The sequence below is a fragment of the Zoogloea ramigera genome (assembly GCF_006539865.1).
GTDB lineage: Bacteria > Pseudomonadota > Gammaproteobacteria > Burkholderiales > Rhodocyclaceae > Zoogloea > Zoogloea ramigera.
In genome coordinates this window covers 1-18,916 of the sequence record NZ_BJNV01000076.1, presented here as the reverse complement: position 1 = coordinate 18,916, position 18,916 = coordinate 1, and the positions used below count along the sequence as shown (strand labels likewise).

General features: G+C 68.8%; 15 protein-coding genes and 1 pseudogene. 5 read left to right on the top strand and 11 right to left on the bottom strand.

Annotated elements, in window-relative coordinates; translation table 11 throughout:
• From ZRA01_RS20605 to ZRA01_RS17245, 6 genes and pseudogenes are all read right to left on the bottom strand, one after another.
• Nucleotides 1-255, bottom strand: a pseudogene (locus ZRA01_RS20605) (hypothetical protein); the annotation flags it as partial.
• A 149-nt stretch (nucleotides 256-404) separates the two neighbouring features.
• Complete coding sequence (gene mnmC, locus ZRA01_RS17265; protein ID WP_141354522.1) at nucleotides 405-2,267, bottom strand: bifunctional tRNA (5-methylaminomethyl-2-thiouridine)(34)-methyltransferase MnmC2/FAD-dependent 5-carboxymethylaminomethyl-2-thiouridine(34) oxidoreductase MnmC1; 1,863 nt, start codon at nucleotides 2,265-2,267, stop codon at nucleotides 405-407.
• Between the two features lie 75 nt (nucleotides 2,268-2,342).
• Nucleotides 2,343-3,908, bottom strand: a complete 1,566-nt coding sequence (locus ZRA01_RS17260; protein ID WP_141354520.1) for a S10 family peptidase — start codon at nucleotides 3,906-3,908, stop codon at nucleotides 2,343-2,345.
• A 360-nt stretch (nucleotides 3,909-4,268) separates the two neighbouring features.
• Nucleotides 4,269-4,493 carry a DUF3820 family protein gene (locus ZRA01_RS17255; RefSeq protein ID WP_141354518.1) on the bottom strand — a complete coding sequence of 75 codons (225 nt, stop codon included), beginning with the start codon at nucleotides 4,491-4,493 and terminating at the stop codon, nucleotides 4,269-4,271.
• 61 nt (nucleotides 4,494-4,554) lie between these two features.
• Nucleotides 4,555-5,394: an aldo/keto reductase gene (locus ZRA01_RS17250; protein ID WP_141354515.1), complete on the bottom strand. Its 840-nt coding sequence runs from the start codon at nucleotides 5,392-5,394 to the stop codon at nucleotides 4,555-4,557.
• Between the two features lie 293 nt (nucleotides 5,395-5,687).
• Entirely contained in the window at nucleotides 5,688-6,608 is a 921-nt protein-coding gene (locus ZRA01_RS17245; protein WP_141354512.1) for a class I SAM-dependent methyltransferase, read from the bottom strand.
• 286 nt (nucleotides 6,609-6,894) lie between these two features.
• Between ZRA01_RS17245 and ZRA01_RS17240 the strand changes: the two genes are divergently transcribed.
• Both ZRA01_RS17240 and ZRA01_RS17235 read left to right on the top strand, forming a co-directional pair.
• The gene (locus tag ZRA01_RS17240) at nucleotides 6,895-8,922 is read left to right on the top strand and encodes a methyl-accepting chemotaxis protein (RefSeq protein WP_170183013.1); all 2,028 of its coding nucleotides are present in this window, start codon (nucleotides 6,895-6,897) and stop codon (nucleotides 8,920-8,922) included.
• 177 nt (nucleotides 8,923-9,099) lie between these two features.
• Nucleotides 9,100-10,821, top strand: a complete 1,722-nt coding sequence (locus tag ZRA01_RS17235; RefSeq protein ID WP_141354508.1) for a response regulator — start codon at nucleotides 9,100-9,102, stop codon at nucleotides 10,819-10,821.
• 99 nt (nucleotides 10,822-10,920) lie between these two features.
• Here the strand turns inward: ZRA01_RS17235 and ZRA01_RS17230 are convergent, their stop codons facing one another.
• From ZRA01_RS17230 to ZRA01_RS17220, 3 genes are all read right to left on the bottom strand, one after another.
• Nucleotides 10,921-12,375: a flagellin N-terminal helical domain-containing protein gene (locus tag ZRA01_RS17230; protein ID WP_141354506.1), complete on the bottom strand. Its 1,455-nt coding sequence runs from the start codon at nucleotides 12,373-12,375 to the stop codon at nucleotides 10,921-10,923.
• A gap of 243 nt (nucleotides 12,376-12,618) precedes the next feature.
• Nucleotides 12,619-13,809: an NO-inducible flavohemoprotein gene (gene hmpA, locus ZRA01_RS17225; RefSeq protein WP_141354504.1), complete on the bottom strand. Its 1,191-nt coding sequence runs from the start codon at nucleotides 13,807-13,809 to the stop codon at nucleotides 12,619-12,621.
• Between the two features lie 309 nt (nucleotides 13,810-14,118).
• Nucleotides 14,119-15,033: a LysR family transcriptional regulator gene (locus ZRA01_RS17220; protein ID WP_141354502.1), complete on the bottom strand. Its 915-nt coding sequence runs from the start codon at nucleotides 15,031-15,033 to the stop codon at nucleotides 14,119-14,121.
• A gap of 99 nt (nucleotides 15,034-15,132) precedes the next feature.
• Between ZRA01_RS17220 and ZRA01_RS17215 the strand changes: the two genes are divergently transcribed.
• Nucleotides 15,133-16,074, top strand: coding sequence for a sodium-dependent bicarbonate transport family permease (locus tag ZRA01_RS17215; protein ID WP_141354500.1), 942 nt, complete (start codon nucleotides 15,133-15,135; stop codon nucleotides 16,072-16,074).
• A 113-nt stretch (nucleotides 16,075-16,187) separates the two neighbouring features.
• Nucleotides 16,188-16,634, top strand: coding sequence for an SRPBCC family protein (locus ZRA01_RS17210; protein WP_141354498.1), 447 nt, complete (start codon nucleotides 16,188-16,190; stop codon nucleotides 16,632-16,634).
• Between the two features lie 78 nt (nucleotides 16,635-16,712).
• Here the strand turns inward: ZRA01_RS17210 and ZRA01_RS17205 are convergent, their stop codons facing one another.
• Together ZRA01_RS17205 and ZRA01_RS17200 are read right to left on the bottom strand one after the other, a co-directional pair.
• The gene (locus ZRA01_RS17205) at nucleotides 16,713-17,054 is read right to left on the bottom strand and encodes a hypothetical protein (protein WP_141354496.1); all 342 of its coding nucleotides are present in this window, start codon (nucleotides 17,052-17,054) and stop codon (nucleotides 16,713-16,715) included.
• Between the two features lie 231 nt (nucleotides 17,055-17,285).
• Nucleotides 17,286-18,242 carry a hypothetical protein gene (locus tag ZRA01_RS17200; RefSeq protein ID WP_141354494.1) on the bottom strand — a complete coding sequence of 319 codons (957 nt, stop codon included), beginning with the start codon at nucleotides 18,240-18,242 and terminating at the stop codon, nucleotides 17,286-17,288.
• 145 nt (nucleotides 18,243-18,387) lie between these two features.
• Here ZRA01_RS17200 and ZRA01_RS17195 point away from each other — a divergent pair.
• Nucleotides 18,388-18,916 (top strand): molybdopterin-dependent oxidoreductase (locus ZRA01_RS17195; RefSeq protein ID WP_141354492.1); only part of this gene is annotated, 529 nt, incomplete at its 3' end.

Below are 18,916 nucleotides of genomic sequence, written 5' to 3'. Positions count from 1 at the left end.
GGTTACGGTGGCAAGCCGGCGCGGCGCGGCCTCGTGGGCCGGCTCGGCCTGGGCCGGCGGCAAGGGCTTGGCGACCGGGGCCGGGACGGGCTCCGCGGCCGGCATCGGCGCGGCGGCGTGCGCAGCGACGGGGGCCTCGCTCGACGCGGGCAGCAAACCCGCAAGCTTGGCGACACCCGCCAGGCTGACCGCAGTCACCGAAGCGGCGGCCAGCCAGAGCATGGGGTGCAAGGTGGGGGCTTTGGAAGTACTCATGGCGAAAGATTCCTCTCAAGAAAACGCAGGGCTTCCCCGCGTTTCATGGTTCCCCACGGGGGTGTGGGGGCACTCGGTAGATGAGGAGATCAACGCCCGACCCCGCGCCGCCGGCAGACAGCGGCAACGCGCGCTTACAAAGCAGGGGCCTACTCGTCGCCGGCCGAGCCGGGCCGCGGGGGCTTGAGGAGGTAACGGGCCGGGTCCATGGCATCCACCAGATCCCGCGCCAGGGGTGGCGGGTCGCCATTCAGCTGGCTCGCCAGCAGCTCACCGGCCAGGCTGGCCCACACCAGACCCCGGGCGCCGAAGCCCGACACGGCGTAGAGCCCCGGCTGGCGCGGAATGTCGCCGAGGGGCGTGTCCCGTGCGGCCTGCGCCACCGCCGGCACGGCGCCTATCATGGGCAGGCGGTCCGGCGAGGCCGGGCGAAATCCGACGCGGCCGGCCAGGCTCGCCGGGTCGAAGGGCGCCGCAAAGCCGGGCAGGATGAAATCCAGCTTGGTCATGTTTTCGCGGTGCTCGGCCTCGCGCAGCTCGCTACCCTCGTCGTCGGCGACGAAGGTGGCGCCGGCGCAGCGCAGCCCGTCGACTTCGGGGCTCACGTAGCCGAGCCGACACACCACCACCCGGGGCGCGCTGGCAGGCTCGGCGGGCAGGTGGGAGACCTGGCCCCGGGCCGGCCGCACCGGCAGGCTCGCCGCCTGGGGCAGCCCGCGGATGCCCACGCCGTTGGCCAGGATCGCCACCGGCGCCCGGGCGATCTCGGCCCCGGCCGGATCGCGGGCGACCCACTCGCCCTCGCTGCGCTCGAGCACGCCGAGCCGCCGCCCTAAGCGCCGGGTGATGGCCTCGCCCGCCGCGGCCAGATTGGCCTCGCACAGGGTGAGCGGCTGGATCCAGCCACCGCCGGGAAACCACCAGCCGCCCGCCTCCACCGGCCAGCCGGCGAGCTCCCCGGCCTCCTCACGGCTGACGAAGCGCAGGTAGTCGGCGGGCGGCTGGTGGGCGTCGACCACCGCCCGCATCTTGCCCTCCTGCTTGGCGTCGCGGGCCAGGTGGAGCACACCGCAGGGCGCCCAGCGCGGCGCGTGGCCCGCCCGGGCGAGGCGCTCAAGATGGCGCAGCCCGTACAAGAAACCCGCCCGGGTGATGCGGGCGAGGCGGTTGTCGTCGAGGCTGGGCAGCGGGCGGAACACCCCGGCCTTGTTTCCCGAGGCCCCCTGGCCCGGCCCGTCGGCCTCGTCGACAACGGTGACCTGCCAGCCGCGGGCGGCGAGGCGCTCGGCCACCGAGGTGCCAGCCACGCCGGCGCCGATCACCAGCGCACGGCGTTCGGCCGGCAGCGCGGGCGGCATGGCATCGCCCTCGAAGCGGCCCACCAGCAGCGGCCGATCAGCGCCGCCGCCCGGCTGCAAAGCCACTGCAAAGCCAGCAGCCTGAAGACCCAGACGCACCTCCTCCGCCCCCTCCTCGCAGCTGAGGCTCGCCCCCGGGGCGGCCAGACGGGCCAGCTGGGCAAACGCGGCCGGCGTGAGGCTGTCCAGATGGAAGGCGTCGGCGCGGGCGTCGAGCAGCGCCAGGGCGACATCGCCGAAGATCAGGTCGAGGGTAACCCGGCCGTCGTCGAAGCTCAGCCGGTGGGAGCCCGGCAACAGGGGCGGCCACTGGTCGCGGAGCTCGGCGGCCAGCGCGCCCTGCTCGGGCCAGGCGGCCTGCAGGCGGGCCAGATCATCGGCCTGCAGGGGGTGCTTTTCGATGGCGATGAAGTGCAGACGCCGGCTGCGCGACGGGTCGGCCCGCCAGGCGGCCCAGGTGGCCAGAAAATCGAGGCCGGGCCCGAAGCCCGTCTCGACGATCGTGAAGGCCTCGCGGCCAGCCCAGCGCGTCGGCAGCCCGTGGCGGGCCAGAAGGCGCTGCGGGGCCTGGCCTGCGCTCCCGACGTCGTCGAGGCGGGGCGAACGGGGATCGGCGTCGGAGGCCAGGGAAGCGGGGGGGATCGTGGGGCTCATGGGCGGGAGGGGGATTGGCGGGTCAGGCCGAAGTTTAGCCCAGCCGGCAGCCGCCCGCCCCCGGCCACCCCGCGCTCAGGGCGCCGCGGCCGGGCGCACCGCGCCACGCACGAAGGCGCGCAGATCGGCCGCCAGGGCGCGGGCCGAGTCCTCGCCCAGGTAGGGCATGTGGCCCGAAGGAGAGCCTTTGATGGTCAGCCGCTCACGGGGGATGGGCGCGTGGGCCAGGGCGTATTCGGCCGCCGCCAGGGGCGTCACCAGATCGTAGTAGCCGGCCGCCACGAACACCTGCAGCGCCGGGTTGCGGCGCATCGCGACGGCCAGGGCGGTGGCGTCGTTGCGCGGCAACGTGACGCCCGGGCTGGCGCCGTAGTTCCACTTGAAGTTGACCCGGTCCCACACGATGGGCAGGTAGGGCTCGGCAAACCCCACCCCGAGCTCCTTGGTGAGGTATTCGTGGAAGGCCGCGATGAAGCCCGGGGTGTATTGGCCCATGGCCGGGTCGTCCACCACCGGGTCGCCGCCGCTGGGCTGGGCGGGCAAGGTGTAGCGCAGGTCGTAGGCACCGACCTGCTGGCCGCGCCCCTGCAACAGCAGGTTCTGGAAGGCCGCCGGGCCGAGGCGCAGGTTGGACTGCAGCCAGGCCGGCGCCGGCACGCCGGTGAGTTCGGCCAGCCGGGCGGCGATGCGCTCGCGCTCGGGGGCGGCGAGCAGGTAGCCGGCATCCAGGGCCTTCAGGTAGTCGTCGCGGGCGAAGGCCTGGGCCGCGGCCATGGCGGCCTCGACGGAGCCCACCTCCGGCCCCAGCCGGCCGTGGTACCAGGCCGCCGCCGCCATCGCGGGCAGATGGGTCAGGTGCCGCCGGTCGTCGCCCGCCACCCGGCCGCCACCGAGCGTGAAGGCGGGGCCGAGCACCGCGATGCCGTTCAGGGTGATCGCCCCCAGGCTGCCGTGGGGCGGCAGCACACCGCCGCTGAGCATGTCGGCGAGGGCGATGGCGCGGATCGTGCCGTAGGACTCGCCGACCAGGAACCTGGGCGCGTTCCAGCGGCCATGGCGGGTGAGCCACTGGCGCATGAAATCGGCGGTGGCGCGGGCGTCCTCGGTGACGCCCAGGAAGTCTTCGGCCCGGGCGCCGGGCAACAGGCGGCTGTAGCCGGTGAGGGCCGGGTCGATGAACACCAGGTCGGCCACATCGAGCAGCGAGTGAGGGTTGTCGCCGATCTCGAAGGGCGGCGCGGTGGGCGGGCGAACCGGGTCGGCAAAGCGGACCTGCCGGGGGCCCAGCATGCCGAAGTGGGTCCAGATCGACGCCGACCCCGGGCCGCCGTTGAAGACGAACAGCACCGGCCGCGCTGGCGCCGGGCGGGGCTGGCGCTGCAGATAGCTGAAGCTGACCAGGCTCGCCGCCGGCCGGCCCTGACGGTCGGGCACGATGATCTCCTCGACCACCGCCTCATAGCGCAGGCGCTTGCCGCCGAAGCTACCCGCATGGAGGCTGGCGATGCGGCGCAGCGCCGGGTCGACGGCGCCTTCAAGCGCAGGCCCTGGTGGTGGCTCGGCAGCGCCCGCGACCTGGACAGCCGCCACCATCAGCAGCGCAGCACGGCACGACACGCGCCGGAGAATCGACATGATCATGGGAGCGCCCTCGACGCGCAGGATGAAACCCGAAGGCCTCCACGCAGGAGGCCGCAGCGCGCCGATGCTAGACGAATTTTGCGGCAGCTCCTAGCCGGGCCGTCGGGCCGTTGCAAAGCGGGAACGCGGCGACGGCAGCTCCACAGGAGCGCAAGCGACCAGGGTGATGGCAGGGGGAGGAGAACGCCGGGGCCGGCGTGGGCGCCCACGAATGTGGCGCCACAAAGAAAAAAGCCCGAGCACCTTGAGGGCTCGGGCTAAATCCACACCAAAGGAGGAGGGTGGAGGAGACAGGGAGAATATTATTGCGACCGTTATTGCGTCGCAACATGATAATTTCTATTTATCAATAAAAACCCTCTATGGATTCTCCTTCACCCTGCGCAGGGGCGCGAGCAGGCCCGACAAGCCGTTGTGGTCGAGCTCGTGCATCAAGGCCAGCAGCTGGCCGATCTCGCCGGCCGGAAAGCCCTGCCGGGCGAACCACGTGAGGTAGTGCCCGGGCAGGTCGGCAATGAGGCGCCCCTTGTACTTGCCGTAGGGCATCTCCTGGCTGACCAGGCGTTGCAGCAGTTCTGGATTCACTCGTGCATCCTTCTCGTCGGGCGTGCCGGCCGGCATCGGGCCGGCAAAGCCAGCGCGCCGATCAATGCCCGAAGCTGTCGGCGTCGAACATCTCCGGGTCGGGGCGGTCGAGGGTGCCCAGCAGGGCCATCTCGTCGGCGGACAGGGTGAAGCCGAAGATGTCGAGGTTCTGGGCCATCCGCGTCGGGTTGGACGACTTGGGCGTGGCGACGAAGCCCTGCTGCGTCAGCCAGCGCAGGATCACCTGGGCGGTGGTGCGCCCGTGGCGCTCGGCCACCGCGGCGATCACCGGGTCGGTGAGCATCGCGTTGCCGCAGCCCAGCGGCCGCCATGCGCCCGTCACGATGCCCCTGGCGCGGTGGATGTCGACGAGGTCGTCGCGCAGGTGGTAGGGGTCGAGCTGGATCTGGTTGAGGTGGGGCACGAGGCCCAGGTCGAACAGCTTCTGCAGGTGGGCCGGCTTGAAGTTGGAGGTGCCGATCGACTTGACCAGCCCCGCCTCGAGCAGGCGCACCAGGCCCTGGAAGGCCTCCACGTAGCGGCCCTGGTCGGGGTTCGGCCAGTGCACCAGCAGCAGGTCGATGTAGTCGAGGCCGAGGCGCTCGAGGCTGGCCTCACAGGCCGCGCGGGCGCCGTCGACGCTGTGCCATTTGCGGTTGAACTTGGTGGTGACGAAGATATCCGCGCGGGCCACACCGGACTGGCGGATGCCCTCACCCACGCCGCGCTCGTTTTCGTAGTTCTCGGCGGTGTCGATGAGCCGGTAGCCCATGTCGAGGGCGGCGGCCACCGTGACGGCGGCTTCGGCGTCGTTCATGGGCCAGGTGCCCAGGCCGAGCTGGGGCATCTCGACGCCGTTGGCCAGGGTCAGGGTCGGTGCGGGGTTGATGCGCTGAGTCATTCTTGTCGTCCGATAGGGTGGGAAGGGAGCCCTATCTTAGCCGGCAAACGCAGCCGCTTCATCACCTTGCACGGCCACGCTGCACCGGCGGCACGCACAAAAAAAGAAACCCGGGCGCTTGCGGGCCCGGGTTAAATCCACACCAAAGGAGGAGGGTGGAGGAGACAAACCAATCTTAGAACAGCATTTGCTGCAGCGCAACATCCGGCGCACTGAATATTTCTATCGAATTATAAGGGCTACCTATAGGAGCCCATGAACCAACCGGGTGCGGCCCCGACGATGCCCCCCCGTCAGCCCGCCGCCCGGTAGAGCAGCACCTTCAGCGAGCGCTCGTCCGACACGTCGGCAAACGCCGGCGGATTGGGCAGGCGCTCGCAGAAGGCCAGCCCGGGCGCCAGCGCCTGCACCTGGTCGTGCAGGAAACCCACCCCCAGCTTGGGGGAGTTCAGGCACAGCAGCGCGTGCCCGCCCGGGGCCAGCAGGCCTGGCAGACGGCGGATGAGCCGGGCGTAATCCTTCTCGGCGACGAAGCTGCCCTTCTGGTAGCTGGGCGGGTCGAGGACGACCAGATCGTAGGGCCCGCCCCGGGTGATCTTGCCCCACGAGTTGAAAATGTCATGGGGCAGGAAGCTCGCCCCGGCGGTGAGGCCGTTCTGCAGGTGGTTGCGCTTGCCGATGGCGAGCGCGCCGTCGCTCATGTCCACGTTGGTGACCTGGCGGGCGCCTGCCAGCAGCGCCACCACCGAAAACGAGCAGGTGTAGGCGAACAGGTTGAGCACCTTGGCGCCCGGCCGCGCCGCCACCAGCTCGCGCACCCGGCGGCGCCCCTCGGCCATGTCGACAAAGAAGCCGTGGTTGAGGCCGCGCAGCAGATGCACCCGGAAGGCAGCCCCGTTTTCGTTGACCACGTGGGGCTCCGGCACGCTGCCCGCCATCAGCCGCGTCTCGGCGCGGGCCTCGTGGCGATACTGGAAGACCCAGTTGAGCGGCTGCCCGGGATTGAGCTGCGCCCAGCGCGCCGACAGGGCGTCGTGCAGGCTCGCCAGCTCGGCCTCCTCCACCGGCTGGAAGCTGGTCAGCAGCCACACCGGCGGAAAGGCGTCCAGCGTCCACTGTTCGCAGCCCGGGTACAAACCACCCCGTCCGTGGAAGATCCGGCAGGCGTCGGCGGGCATGGGCATCCGGGCGATGGCGTCGAGAAGGGCTTGCATGGGAGATGGGCTTTCGGGTCGGGGATGCGGAATCTACCTGAAGTTTCCGCCAAACATGCCCGCAGCGCCCTCCTCCACGCAGGATGGGCACGCCAGGCGTGGCCGGTGACACAGCAAAGCTCCAGTTAACGCACGGCACGCCGATATAAACCAGATTGATCGTGCCTCCATTCATCCGGGCCCACCCCCCCAACTCCCGCAACGGGGCGATGGGGCCGTTGGAATGCCGGCACCCGAGCGACCGCCAGCCCTCCTCGACGGGGCAACCTCATCGGAGAAAAACAACATGTTTCGCATGAACAGCCTGGGACAGAAGCTGACCTCGGTCATCGTCGGAGTCCTGCTGGTCGCCTTCGCGGTCGGTTCGGTCGTGCTCAGTCAGGTCTCGGACAAGCTCATCCGGGAGGCCGCGACGGGTTCCGTGGAGTCCGTGAACGCCACCATGCTGGACATGGTGGATGTCTTCGCCGTACAGGTGGAGAAAGGGGCCGACCGCCTGATGACTGCCCTCCAGTTCAGCATCCACGAGCCGCTGCGCCTCGACACCGCCACCACCAAGGTAGGTGAGCGCCTGGTGCCGCAGCTGCGCCTGGGCGGCAAGCCGCTCAACCTGGATTTCGGGCTGGTGGATGCGTTCACCAAGGAAACCGGCGGCGTGGCGACGGTGTTCGTGCGGGATGGCGACGACTTCGTGCGCATCACCACCTCCGTCAAGAAGGAAGACGGCTCCCGGGCGGTGGGAACCGTCCTCGACCGCAGCCACCCCGCCTACGCGAAAGTCATGAAGGGCGACCTCTACCGCGGCCCTGCCCGCCTCTTCGGCCGCGACTACTACACGAAGTACGTGCCGATCCAGGAGGCCGGCCAGGTCATCGGGGTGCTGTTCATCGGCGTCGACTTCACCGACGAGCTGCAGGCCCTGACCGCTCGCATCAAGACCACCCGGATCGGCAAGGAGGGCTACGTCTTCGTGCTGAACGCCAAGGCGGGCCCGACCGCTGGCAACTTCGTCGTTCACCCCGACCTGGAGGGCAAGAGCGGGCTGGAGATCGCCGACACCGACGGCCGCTTCATCGTGAAGGAAATGCTCGAGAAGAAGCAGGGGCTGCTCAGCTACACCGTGCGCAATGCCGGCGCCGCCACCGGCAAGCCCAAGATCGCCGCCTATGGCCACAACGAGCGCCTGTCGTGGGTGATCGTGTCGGGCGCCAGCATCGACGACCTGGGCCGCGACATGCACCGCATCATGTATCTGGCCGGCCTGATCGGGCTGGCCCTGGTCGTCGTGCTGCCGATCCTGATCACCGTCGTCATCCGCAAGCTCGTGTCTGCCCCCCTGGGCGAGCTGCAACGCTTCTGCCAGCGCGTGGAGCAGAGCCACGACTTCACCCTGCCGCCCCCGCAGATGCGTAATGACGAAGTCGGCCAGACCGGCGAGGCGATCATGCGCCTGCTCGAGACACTCCGCCTGACCTTCAACGAGCTGCTCGACACCGTCTCGAAGGTGGATCTGGCGGCCCAGGAGATGTCTCAGGCATCGGTCAGCGCGTCGCAGCAATCCCATGTCGCCAGCGACTCCGCCTCGGCGATGGCGGCCGCCATCGAGGAGATGACGGTCAGCATCAACCACATCACCGAGAGCGCCGCGATTGCCGTCGACCGGGCCAAGGTGGCGGGCGTGCGCTCCCGCGACGGCAGCCAGACCATCCTCGGCGCCACCGCCGAGATGGCCGCGATCTCCGACGAGGTGCAGCGCGCCTCGCTGGTGATCAACGACCTGACCCGGGAGGCCAGCCGCATCTCGAGTATCGTCGGGGTCATCCGGGAAGTGGCCGAACAGACCAACATGCTCGCGCTAAATGCCGCCATCGAGGCCGCCCGGGCCGGCGAGAACGGCCGCGGCTTCGCCGTGGTGGCCGACGAAGTGCGCCGGCTGGCCGAGCGCACCTCGGTGTCCACCGCCGAGATCTCCACCATGGTCCAGGCTGTCCAGTCCCTGTCGGTCCAGGTCAACGAGATCATGGGGCAGTCGGTGGCGCAGGCGGAACACGGCTCGGCCCTGGCCCGGGAGGCCGCCGCCGCGATCACCGAAATCCGCGAGAACGCCGATCAGCTCATCGACCTGGTCCAGGACATCAACCTGGCGATGGGTGAGCAGAACATCGCCAGCCAGCAGGTGGCCGTCCAGACCGAGCACGTGGCGCGGGTGGCGGAGGAGAACAACATCACCTCCGTCCAGGCCAGCAGCACCGCCGAACGCCTGGAAGCCCTCGGCCGGCAGATCTCCACCCAGGTCAAGCAGTTCAAGATCTGAACCGGGCCGGGCCAAGCCCGGCCTTGCTCGCCCCGACACCCAAAAATTATGTTGATTTTAACGTTTTTGATATTTTAGCTTCGTTCAGATCTCAAGTCGGGCGGGGACGCATCCGTAATCCATTCTCCAGATCAAGAATTGCCCGGCCCCAGGCAGACCCGGCAGACGGAGACGAACATGGTAACGACCCCGGACAACCCGGCCCCCCCCGGCAAAGCGCTGGCCACCATCCTGGTGGTGGATGACTCGCGGATCAACCTGAAGGGCGTCAGCCGCATGCTGGAGGGGCACTTCCGGGTGCTGACCGCCGAATCCGGCCCCATCGCGCTGCAGATCGCCGCCGCCGAGCCCCGCCCCGACCTGATCCTGCTCGACGTGATGATGCCGGAGATGGACGGCTACGAAGTCATCCAGCGCCTGCAGGGCAACGAGGCGACCCGCGACATCCCGGTGATCTTCGTCACCGCCCGGGTCAATGACGAGGACGAGCAGCACGGCCTCTCGCTGGGGGCCGCCGACTACATCACCAAGCCGCTGCGGCCGTCCATCCTGCTGGCCCGCATCCGCAACCACCTCAAGCTCAAGCAGGCCCAGGACGCGCTGCGGGACTACAACACCGCCCTAGAATCCAGCGTCGCCGAGCGCACCGCCACCCTCAGCGCGGTGCTCGACAGCGCCGACCAGCTCATCGTGATGATCACCCTCGACGGCGCGATCATGGCCATCAACCGGATCGGCGCCGAGCAGTTCGGCCTCACCCCGACCCGGCTGGCCGGCTGCAACCTGTTCGACCTGCTGCCCTCCGAGTTCGGCATCCCCCTCGCCGACCTGATCGCCGAAGTGATGGACACCGGCCGCAGCGCCGAGATCGACGCCGCCCGGGACAAGCGCATCTTCCATGTCACGGTTTACCCGGTGCCCGGCGAGCCGCCGCGGGTGGTGGTGTACGCCAGCGACGTGACCGACAAGGTGGCCGCCGACGCCATGCTGCGCACCGAGCGGGAGCAGCTCGCCGCCTCCCTCGCCCACCAGCGCGAGCTCAACCGCAAGCTCGAGGAAGCCCAGAACCAGCTCCTCCAGTCCGAAAAGATGGCCTCCCTCGGCCAGCTCGCCGCAGGGGTGGCCCACGAGCTGAACAACCCCATCGGCTTCGTGCGCTCCAACGTCACGACGCTCAAGGGCTACCTCGACAGCCTGTTCGGCATCATCCAAGCCTACGACACCAAGGCCGCCGAATCCATGCCGCCGGAGGCCCTCGCGGCCCTCGCCGCAATCAAGCAGCGCGAGGACTTCGACTTCCTCCACGAAGACATCTTCCAGCTGCTGGCCGAATCCCAGGACGGCCTGACCCGCGTCCAGGACATCGTCCAGAACCTCAAGGACTTCTCCCGGGTCGGCGAATCCGGCTTCGGCTGGGCCGACCTCCACGCCTGCCTCGACTCCACCCTCAACATCATCTGGAACGAGCTCAAGTACAAATGCACCGTGGTCAAGCACTACGACCAGACCCTGCCCCAGGTGTACTGCATCGCCTCCCAGCTCAACCAGGTGTTCATGAACCTGCTGGTCAATGCCGGCCACGCCATCGCCGAGAAGGGTGAGATCACCATCACTACCCGCCAGACCCCGGACGGCACGGTTCAGGTGGCGATCAGCGACACCGGCTGCGGCATCGCCGCCGAGCACCTCCCGCACCTCTTCGAGCCCTTCTTCACCACCAAGCCCATCGGCAAGGGCACCGGCCTCGGCCTGTCGATCACCTACGGCATCATCGGCAAGCACAAGGGCAGCATCGACGTGAGCAGCGAGGTGGGCAAGGGCACCACCTTCACCGTCAACCTCCCCGTCGACCGGAGCGACGAAGCCGAGGACAGCCCCCCCAACGCGCTGGCGGCCTGAACCCGCGGGCAGAGCCGGGGAATCCCGCCGTCAACGGGCGCGGAGCCCCCCAGCCCCCACCACTGCCCGCCAAAGAAGCGCGGCAAGCAACCCGACGCCTCACCCGCCGAGCAAGGTCAGCAGGAACTTCGGGTTGACATTGGCCTGGGCCAGCATCGCGTTGGAGACCTTCTGCTGGATCTCCAGGCGGGTCAGTGCCGCGGTGTTCTTTGCGTAATCGGCATCGACGATCTGCCCCCGGGTGGCCGCGGTGGCGACGCTCTCCTGCCCGATGAGCCCGATGGCCGAGTCGAAGCGATTGTTCACGGCACCATAGTCGCTGCGGTAGCTGTTGATCTTGTCGATCGCCTGCTTGAGCTTTTCGAGGGCCTCCCGGGCCTTCTCGAGCGGGTCGATCTCGACGGACTCCAGGCCCAGGGTCTTGGTGTCGGAGGGCGTGGAGTTGACCGTCACGGTCTCGACGGCCCGCTCGAAATCGGCCCGGACTACGATATCCACCGGCCCCGTGTTCTTGGGCTGCGGCGCGTCGGGCATGCTGCCCCACTGGGCATTGATGTTGAAGATCCCCTGGCCGGTGACCGCCAGAAACAGGGGCTCGTCGACAGTGTCGATGTGAAGCTTTTCAACGCCGTGATAGGCGTCGGTGGAGCCGTCGGTGGTGTCGGTGTCACTGGGGAAGCGGTCGCCGTCCCCGGTGTAGGTGAAGGTCATGCCCTTGTACGTCCCGCTGACGCCATCGGCCAGATCCTGGCTGTAGGTCTTGCCGGCGGTGTCGGCGTAATCGACCAGCGGCGGGTTGCCGTCGAAGCTGACCCCCGCCTGAAAACCGTAAGCCTCCGTCAGCAGCTTGCCCTCGACATCGGCAACGCTGCTTACACCGTTTTTCAGCCACGACGAGTCGGCGCGGGCCCCCACGGCGGGCGTGCCGACCAGGTGCTTGCCGTCGGCGGTGAAGATCTGGATGTCGTCCTCGGCGCCGACGATACCATCGACCGTGATGGTGACGTCCATGGCGCCGGCGGGGATGAAACCGATGGGTTTGAGCCCCGAGGGCTGGCCGTTCAGGGTCGGCCCGCCGGCAAAGACCTCCTTGATGCTCTTGGTCTGCCCCATGGTCGTGGAAGGCGTCGCGGCGAGGGGGTAGCGCCCGAAGATCTCGGTCCCCTCGGCGATCCGGTCGATCTCCGCGTGAAGCTGGCGGAACTCCGCGTTCAGATTGGCCCGATCAGAGGCGGCCAGCGTGCCGTTGGCCGCCTGCACCGCCAGCTCGAAGCCACGCTGGAGGGATTCGCTGATGTTCATCAAACCGCCATCCGCAACCTGCACGAGGCTGATTCCCTGGTTGATGCTGCGGATCGAGCTGTCCTGGGCTTTCAGGTTGGCCTGCAAACGCTCGCTGATGGCGAGCCCTGCGGCGTCGTCCCGGGCACCGTTGATGCGCAGACCGGACGAGAGCTGGGCCTGGATGCCGGCCAGGCTGTTCTGGGACACGCCCAGGTTGCGCTGGGCGTTGAGGGCGACGGCGTTGGTGAAGATACCTTGCAGGGCATTCATGGCCTGGAACCATAAAGGGCGGAATGCCAGGTACTTAGCAAAAACAGCGCCAGGTGAGGCAGCACCGCCGTCGGGCCTGGAGACCCGCGCGAGTGCGGCAATATCTGCCACCGCAACGCAAACCAGAGCGACTTTTTTGCCCCCCCCTTGCCGCCCACCGGGCGCCCCCGGCGCGCGGCGAAGCGTAAAGGCCAGGCCTCCGCCGGCCTGGCCTTCCGGCCCCGAGCTCAGGCTACCAACGCCTTACACCGCCACGCCGCCGGTGCTGAACACCTCGGCGTGGATGCGGGCTGAGTCGACGCCCAGCTCATGCAGGCGGGCGATGTGGGCCCTCAGAAAGCCGTCCGGGCCGCACAGGTAGTAGTCGGCGTCGGCCGGCAGCGCGAGCTTGCCGAGGTCGAGGCGGTCGATCACGCCGAACTCGGCCACCGGGCCGGCGTCGTGGAAGATGCGCACCTCGAGCTGCGGGTTGTCGGCGGCGGCCTTGTGCAGGCGGGCCCCGAAGGCCAGCACCTCGGCGTTGCGGCAGGTGTGGATGAACTGCACCTGCCGGTCCTTGGCGGTGGAGATCAGGTGCTTGAGCATCGAGATCATCGGGGTCACCCCCACCCCGCCGCTGATCAGCACCACCGGCGTGTGACGGTCTTCGTGGAGGTAGAAGTCGCCGAAAGGCACCGCCAGGTCGATGATGTCGCCCTTGTTGTAGCTGGCGTGCAGCAGATTGGAGACACGGCCGGCCGGCGTCGCGTCGGTGGCGTCCTCGCGCTTCACCGAGATGCGGAAGTGCGGCAGGCCGGGCGCGTCGGACAGGGTGTACTGGCGCGGCTGGGTGACGCCCCATTCGGGCACGAACACGCGCAGCGTGGTGTATTGGCCGGGGCGGAAGGCCGGCAGCGGGCCGCCGTCGGTGGGGGCGAAGTAGAAGGACGTGATCTCGCTGCTCTCGGCCACCTTGTCGATGATCCGGAACGGCCGCCAGCCCGACCAGCCGCCCTCCTGGTTGGCGGCCGCGGTGTAGAGCTTGCCTTCGGCTTCGATCAGCACGTCGGCAAGCACCCCGTAAGCCACGCCCCAGGCGTCGATCAGCTCGTCGCTGGCGGCATCCCCCAGCACCTCCTTGATCGAGGCGAGCAGGTGCTTGCCGACGATGGGGTAATGCTCGGCGCGGATGCCGAGGCTGGCATGCTTGTTGGCGATCAGGGTGATCACCGGGGCGAGCACCGACGGGTCGTCGATGTTCTCGGCGTAGGCCAGCACCGACATGGCCAGCGCGGTGGGCTGCTTGCCGCTGTCGTTGTGGCTGCGGTTGAAGATCTGGGTGAGCTCCGGGTTGCCGCGGAACATGCGCTGGTAGAAATAGGTGGTGAGAGCCACCCCGTGTTCCTTGAGGACCGGAATGGTGGCTTTGACGAGTTCGCGGACACGTGCGTCCATGGCTGTCTCCTTAAGTGGCATATGAAATATATCTTTGGAGGTAAGGCAAACGCTGCCCCGGGCCGCCGGCTCGCAGCAGCCCTTTCAGATACCTCATGCAGACCATTCTGCCAGAAAGGAGCGGCCTCGAAAGTACCCCAAAATAGGGCGTAAACCCTTTCACCACAAGGATTTTTGGGGGTTTACCCGACGCTGCAGGAGCAGCGCAGAACAAACCCCGAAAGCATTTTCAGGGCACCACAAAAGAATCAGAAACCAAGCCTCACGAAAACTCCAAAAGCATATTTAGGCAGGCCGTTCCGCCGTCCTTCAAGCACCCGCCGGGGGCGCCCCATCGAGCGCCGGCAAGAGTTCGTCCATAAAGGCCCGTGCCGGCAGCGACAGGATCTTCTGGCGCAGGTGGACCACCGACCACGGCTGCCGGAGCGGAAAGCCCTCGACCTCGAGGATGCGGATGCCGCCCTGCGCCGGGTTCTCGCCCAGCACGTGGCGCGACAGGATCGCGAGGCCCATGCCGGTGGCGACGAGATCGCGGATGGCCTCGTTGCTGCCGAGGGAGAGCTTGACGTTGAGGGCGTGGCCGCTTTTCAGCAGATGCCGGTCGATGGCCCGGCGGGTGCCTGAGCCGGCCTCGCGGAGCAGGAAGGGGTGCGCGACGAGGTCCGCCAGCGTGAGTGGGCCCGCCGGCAAGGGGTAGTCCGCTGGCGCGATGACCACCAGCGGATTGTCGAGGAAGGGCCGGGCCACCACATCGAGCTCCTCCGGCGGAAACGACATGATGTAGAGGTCGTCCTCGTTGGCGCGCAGGCGCTCGACGATGCGGGCCCGGTTGGCCACCTCCAGCTCGATGTCGATGTCCGGGTAGCGCCGGCAGAAGTTGCCCAGCATCCGCGGCAGAAAGTACTTGGCGGTGGTCACCAGGGCCACCCGCAGGCGGCCCTTCCGGAGGCCCTTCAGGGCGTCGATGGCCGACGCGAAGCGGCTCCAGCTGTCGTCCAGCTCGCGGGCCGTCTGCAGCAGCTCATGGCCGGCGGCGGTGAGGCGGATGTCGCGGCCGGTCTGCTCGAACAGGGGCAGCCCGACGCTGTCGGCGATCTGCCGGATCTGGATCGACACGGCCGGCTGGGTGAGGTGCAGCGCCTCGGCCGCCCGCGAGAAGCTGCCCAGGCGGGCCACGGTGGCGAAGGTTTCGAGCTGGCGGGAGGTGAGGTGACGGCGAGACATATAAGTTTTTATAAATACAAATCCGTCTAAAGTTTAATTGGATTTAATGCCTCGCGGCTGGAATAGTGCGCCCCATCGAGATTGCCTCCGGAACCCGCCATGCCCCTTGAACCCGTGATCCTGTTTTTCCTGCTCGGCCTGCTGGCCGGGCTGCTGCGCTCGGACCTGAAGATCCCCGCCGTGCTGCACGAATCGCTGAGCATCTTCCTGCTGCTCGCCATCGGCCTGAAGGGCGGCGTCGAGCTGGCCCGCCAGCCCCTCGCCGAGCTGCTGCTGCCGGCGCTCGTCATCGTGGGCATCGGCGCTTCGCTGCCGCTGATCGCCTTCCCGCTGCTGCTGGGCCCGGGCCGCCTGTCGCGGGCCGACGCGGCCTCGGTGGCGGCGCACTACGGCTCGGTCAGCGTGGTGACCTTTGCCGTCGGCTCCGCCTACCTGAGCAAGCTCGGCGAACAGTACGAGGGCTACATGGCGGTCTTTCTGGTGCTGCTGGAGTTTCCGGCGCTGATGGTCGGGGTCTGGCTGGCCAAGCGCGGCCAGGCGCAGGCCGGCCTCGGCAAGGTGCTGCACGAGGTGTTCGCCGGCAAGAGCATCGTGCTGCTGGTGGGCGGCCTGCTGATCGGCTGGGTGGCCGGCGGTGAGGGCATCAAGCCCCTCGACAAGGTGTTCTTCGACCTCTTCAAGGGCGCGCTGGCGATCTTCCTGCTCGAGATGGGGCTGGTGGCGGCCAGCCGGCTGGGCGACCTGCGCCGGGCCGGTGCCTTCCTGCTCGGCTTCGCGATCGGCATGCCGCTGTTCGCCGGCGCCCTCGGCGCCCTCACCGCCAGCCTGCTGGGCATGAGCGTGGGCGGCGCCGCGCTGGTGGCCACCCTGTACGCCAGCGCCTCCTACATCGCCGCCCCGGCGGCCATGCGGATCGCCGTGCCCGAGGCCAACCCGGCCTTGTCGATCGGCGCCGCGCTGGGGATCACCTTTCCCTTCAACCTGATGGTCGGCATCCCGAGCTACCACTGGCTGGCCAGCCGGCTCGGCGGCGTGGTGTGAGCGGCGGGCCCCGCGCGATGGGGCGAATCGGCCGGGCACACCAGCCAGCCTTCGGCTAAGGTGAATCGAGCGGCGACGACCGCTGCGCGTCGCCCCCGACCAAAGGAGAGACCATGCCCACCGGAACCGTCCGCCTGCACCGCGTGCTGCGCGCCAGACCCGAAAAGATCTACCGTGCCTTCCTCGACGGGGAGGCCCTCGCCCGGTGGCTTCCGCCCAACGGCTTCACCTGCAAGATCGAGCAGCTGGACGCCCGGGTCGGCGGCAGCTTCAGGATGGCATTCCGCAACTTCACCACGGGCAACAGCCATTCCTTCGGCGGCCGCTACCTGGAGCTCACGCCGGACGAACGCATCCGCTACACCGACCAGTTCGACGACCCGAACCTGCCCGGCGAAATGGTGACCACGGTGACCCTGTGGGCGGTGGCCTGCGGTGCCGAGCTGAGCATCGTGCAGGAGGGCATACCCGAGGCGATTCCCACGGAGTTTTGCTACCTCGGCTGGCAGGAGTCGCTGGAGCACCTGGCACGGCTCGTGGAGCCCGAGATCCCTGACTGAAGCTGTGGCGCCCCCTGAAATGCAGCGCCGCCCTTCGAGGGGCGGCGCGTGGGCAGGCGGGCATGGAATGCGAGCACCTCAGTTGGTGCCGTCCCCGCCGATCGGGCCCATCTGGCGGCTGAGGTCGGACCACTGCGACCAACCCGACGACTTCCCGGCGTCGTAGTAATAGCCCCGCGAATCGTAGGCACCGGCGTCCTTCATCATGTCGGTGCGGACCGGGCCTTGCGGGCCGGCCGCGGTCGGCTCCATCGAGTCGTACATGTCACCGCTGCCCTGCATGGGCGCCCTGCCGCTGAGTTCTTTCACGCTGTCGTAGAAATCGTTGTGCTCCGCCTGTGCGGTGCCCATCGGCACCACTGCGAGGACGCCGCCCACCACGAAACCGGCTGCCATCCTGGCCAAGAGACTGTTTTTCATGTTGTCCTCCGTTGAGTGGATCCTCCCTGAAAGACAGTGGCACGCGTGCCGGCGGTGCTGCCCGCCCGGCACTGTCGGCCTGCGGGGCGATGTTGCGCGCCGTCTCCGCAAGGCCGTCGAGGAGTGCTCCGCCCGAGAGACGGTTTCGCATCCACGTTAACCACACTTCATGATAGTCGACAGTTTTTGTCGGAAAAGTACTATCTGAAGCAGACTATCTGACGCGCCGAATCAGTCGGCCGACGCCTGCAGCGGCCCGGGCGGGTGCGACGGCGGCACCACGTCGTCGAGGGCCAGCAGGCCCAGCACTCCGGCCACCAGCGCCCGGTGCGCCGGCGGCGTGCTGGCGTACCAGCGGGAGAGGTAGGCGCGCAGGCTGCTGCGGGCATCGGCCGGGTCGAGGTTGAGGTAGGCCAGCGCCTGCCAGTTGTCGGGGTCGTGCTCGAAGAGGGGCAGCAGCAGGTTGGCGAGCACCTCGTTCTTCTGCCGCAGGTAGGGGTCACGGCGCAGGCCGTCCTCGTTGTCGCGCAGCCAGGCGGCCAGCGGCGCATCGGCGGGCAGCAGGCGGTGGCCCTCACCGATCAGCAGCTCGAAGAAACCCCGCAGGCGCGCCGCCTCGCCCACCCACTCCGGGCCCGGCGGCTGCGCCTCCCAGCGCTGGGCGAGGTGGCGGAGGGTGAACAGCGAGGCCGTCTCGCACAGGGCCTCCTCGAACCACTGGTTGTCGCGGTGGGTGGCCGGCTGGGCGTCGTAGTTGGACAGCACGTGGCACAGCTCGTGGGCAAACTCGTAGGCATACAGGTGCCAGTTGTCGTCGCGGGCGTGCAGGCGGATGCGGTACTCGCCCGCGCTGCCCCGCCCATACAGCGCCACCGGCGGGCCGTCGGTGTGGGTGACGACGATGGGCGCCGCGAAGCGCCCCGGCGGAAGGCGCGCGATCAGGGTGTCGGCCACCGCATTGAGCACCGTCTCGATCGACTCCTTGCGCCCCCGCCCCCAGCCGCCGCCCTGCACCTGGATCGACAGCCCCAGCTTGCGGCCGGCGGGTTTCTTCTGGGGCAGCTCGCTGCCATCAGCCCAGGCCAGCGAGCACGCCACCGAGGCCAGGATGAAAGGCACACGCATCCCCCGCCGCACCCAGTCGGCGGCGCGGGCCTTGTAAAAGAAGAAACGCCTGCGTTTGTGCATGGCAGCCCTGCCCTCCGCGGCCGCTGTGTTGATTCATGATAGCCCGGGCGGCGGATCTCGCCCACGCGGCACCGCAGTGGGCCTCGCCGGATGGCCGGCGCGGCGCGACAATAAGCCGCTTCAAGCTCATGCCCCGGCCCGCCCCATGCCCGCCCTGCTCCGCCCCAGCGTCTGCCCCCACGACTGCCCCAGCGTGTGCGCCCTCCAGGTCGAAGTCACCGCCGAGGGCCGCATCGGCCGCGTGCGGGGCGGCGACCAGCCCTACACCGACGGGGTGATCTGCGCCAAGGTGGCCCGCTACGCCGAGCGGGCCAACCACCCCGACCGCCTGCGCCAGCCGCTGCTGCGGGTCGGCGCCAAGGGCGAAGGCCGCTTCACACCCATCGGCTGGAGCGAGGCCCTCGACCTGCTGGCCGCGCGGCTGCGCGAGGCGATGGACCGCCACGGCCCCGAAACCGTGTGGCCCTACCACTATGCGGGCACGATGGGCCTGGTGCAGCGCGGCGCCATCCGCCGCCTCGGCCACCTGGCCGGCTGGTCGCGCCAGCGCGAGACCCTCTGCGTCGCGCTATCGGACGCGGGCTGGCTGGCCGGCGTCGGCGCCAAGCGCGGCGTCGACCCGCGGGAGATGGGCGACTCTCAAGGAGACGCAGGGCCGCCCCAAGTTTCCTTGC

What these genes read in the sequence shown, in the direction of transcription:
- mnmC (WP_141354522.1), bottom strand. Translation starts at nt 2,267, where the DNA reads ATGAGCCCCACGATCCCCCCCGCTTCCCTGGCCTCCGACGCCGATCCC.
- ZRA01_RS17260 (WP_141354520.1), bottom strand. Translation starts at nt 3,908, where the DNA reads ATGATCATGTCGATTCTCCGGCGCGTGTCGTGCCGTGCTGCGCTGCTG.
- ZRA01_RS17250 (WP_141354515.1), bottom strand. Translation starts at nt 5,394, where the DNA reads ATGACTCAGCGCATCAACCCCGCACCGACCCTGACCCTGGCCAACGGC.
- ZRA01_RS17245 (WP_141354512.1), bottom strand. Translation starts at nt 6,608, where the DNA reads ATGCAAGCCCTTCTCGACGCCATCGCCCGGATGCCCATGCCCGCCGAC.
- ZRA01_RS17240 (WP_170183013.1), top strand. Translation starts at nt 6,895, where the DNA reads ATGTTTCGCATGAACAGCCTGGGACAGAAGCTGACCTCGGTCATCGTC.
- ZRA01_RS17235 (WP_141354508.1), top strand. Translation starts at nt 9,100, where the DNA reads ATGGTAACGACCCCGGACAACCCGGCCCCCCCCGGCAAAGCGCTGGCC.
- ZRA01_RS17230 (WP_141354506.1), bottom strand. Translation starts at nt 12,375, where the DNA reads ATGAATGCCCTGCAAGGTATCTTCACCAACGCCGTCGCCCTCAACGCC.
- hmpA (WP_141354504.1), bottom strand. Translation starts at nt 13,809, where the DNA reads ATGGACGCACGTGTCCGCGAACTCGTCAAAGCCACCATTCCGGTCCTC.
- ZRA01_RS17220 (WP_141354502.1), bottom strand. Translation starts at nt 15,033, where the DNA reads ATGTCTCGCCGTCACCTCACCTCCCGCCAGCTCGAAACCTTCGCCACC.
- ZRA01_RS17215 (WP_141354500.1), top strand. Translation starts at nt 15,133, where the DNA reads ATGCCCCTTGAACCCGTGATCCTGTTTTTCCTGCTCGGCCTGCTGGCC.
- ZRA01_RS17210 (WP_141354498.1), top strand. Translation starts at nt 16,188, where the DNA reads ATGCCCACCGGAACCGTCCGCCTGCACCGCGTGCTGCGCGCCAGACCC.
- ZRA01_RS17205 (WP_141354496.1), bottom strand. Translation starts at nt 17,054, where the DNA reads ATGAAAAACAGTCTCTTGGCCAGGATGGCAGCCGGTTTCGTGGTGGGC.
- ZRA01_RS17200 (WP_141354494.1), bottom strand. Translation starts at nt 18,242, where the DNA reads ATGCACAAACGCAGGCGTTTCTTCTTTTACAAGGCCCGCGCCGCCGAC.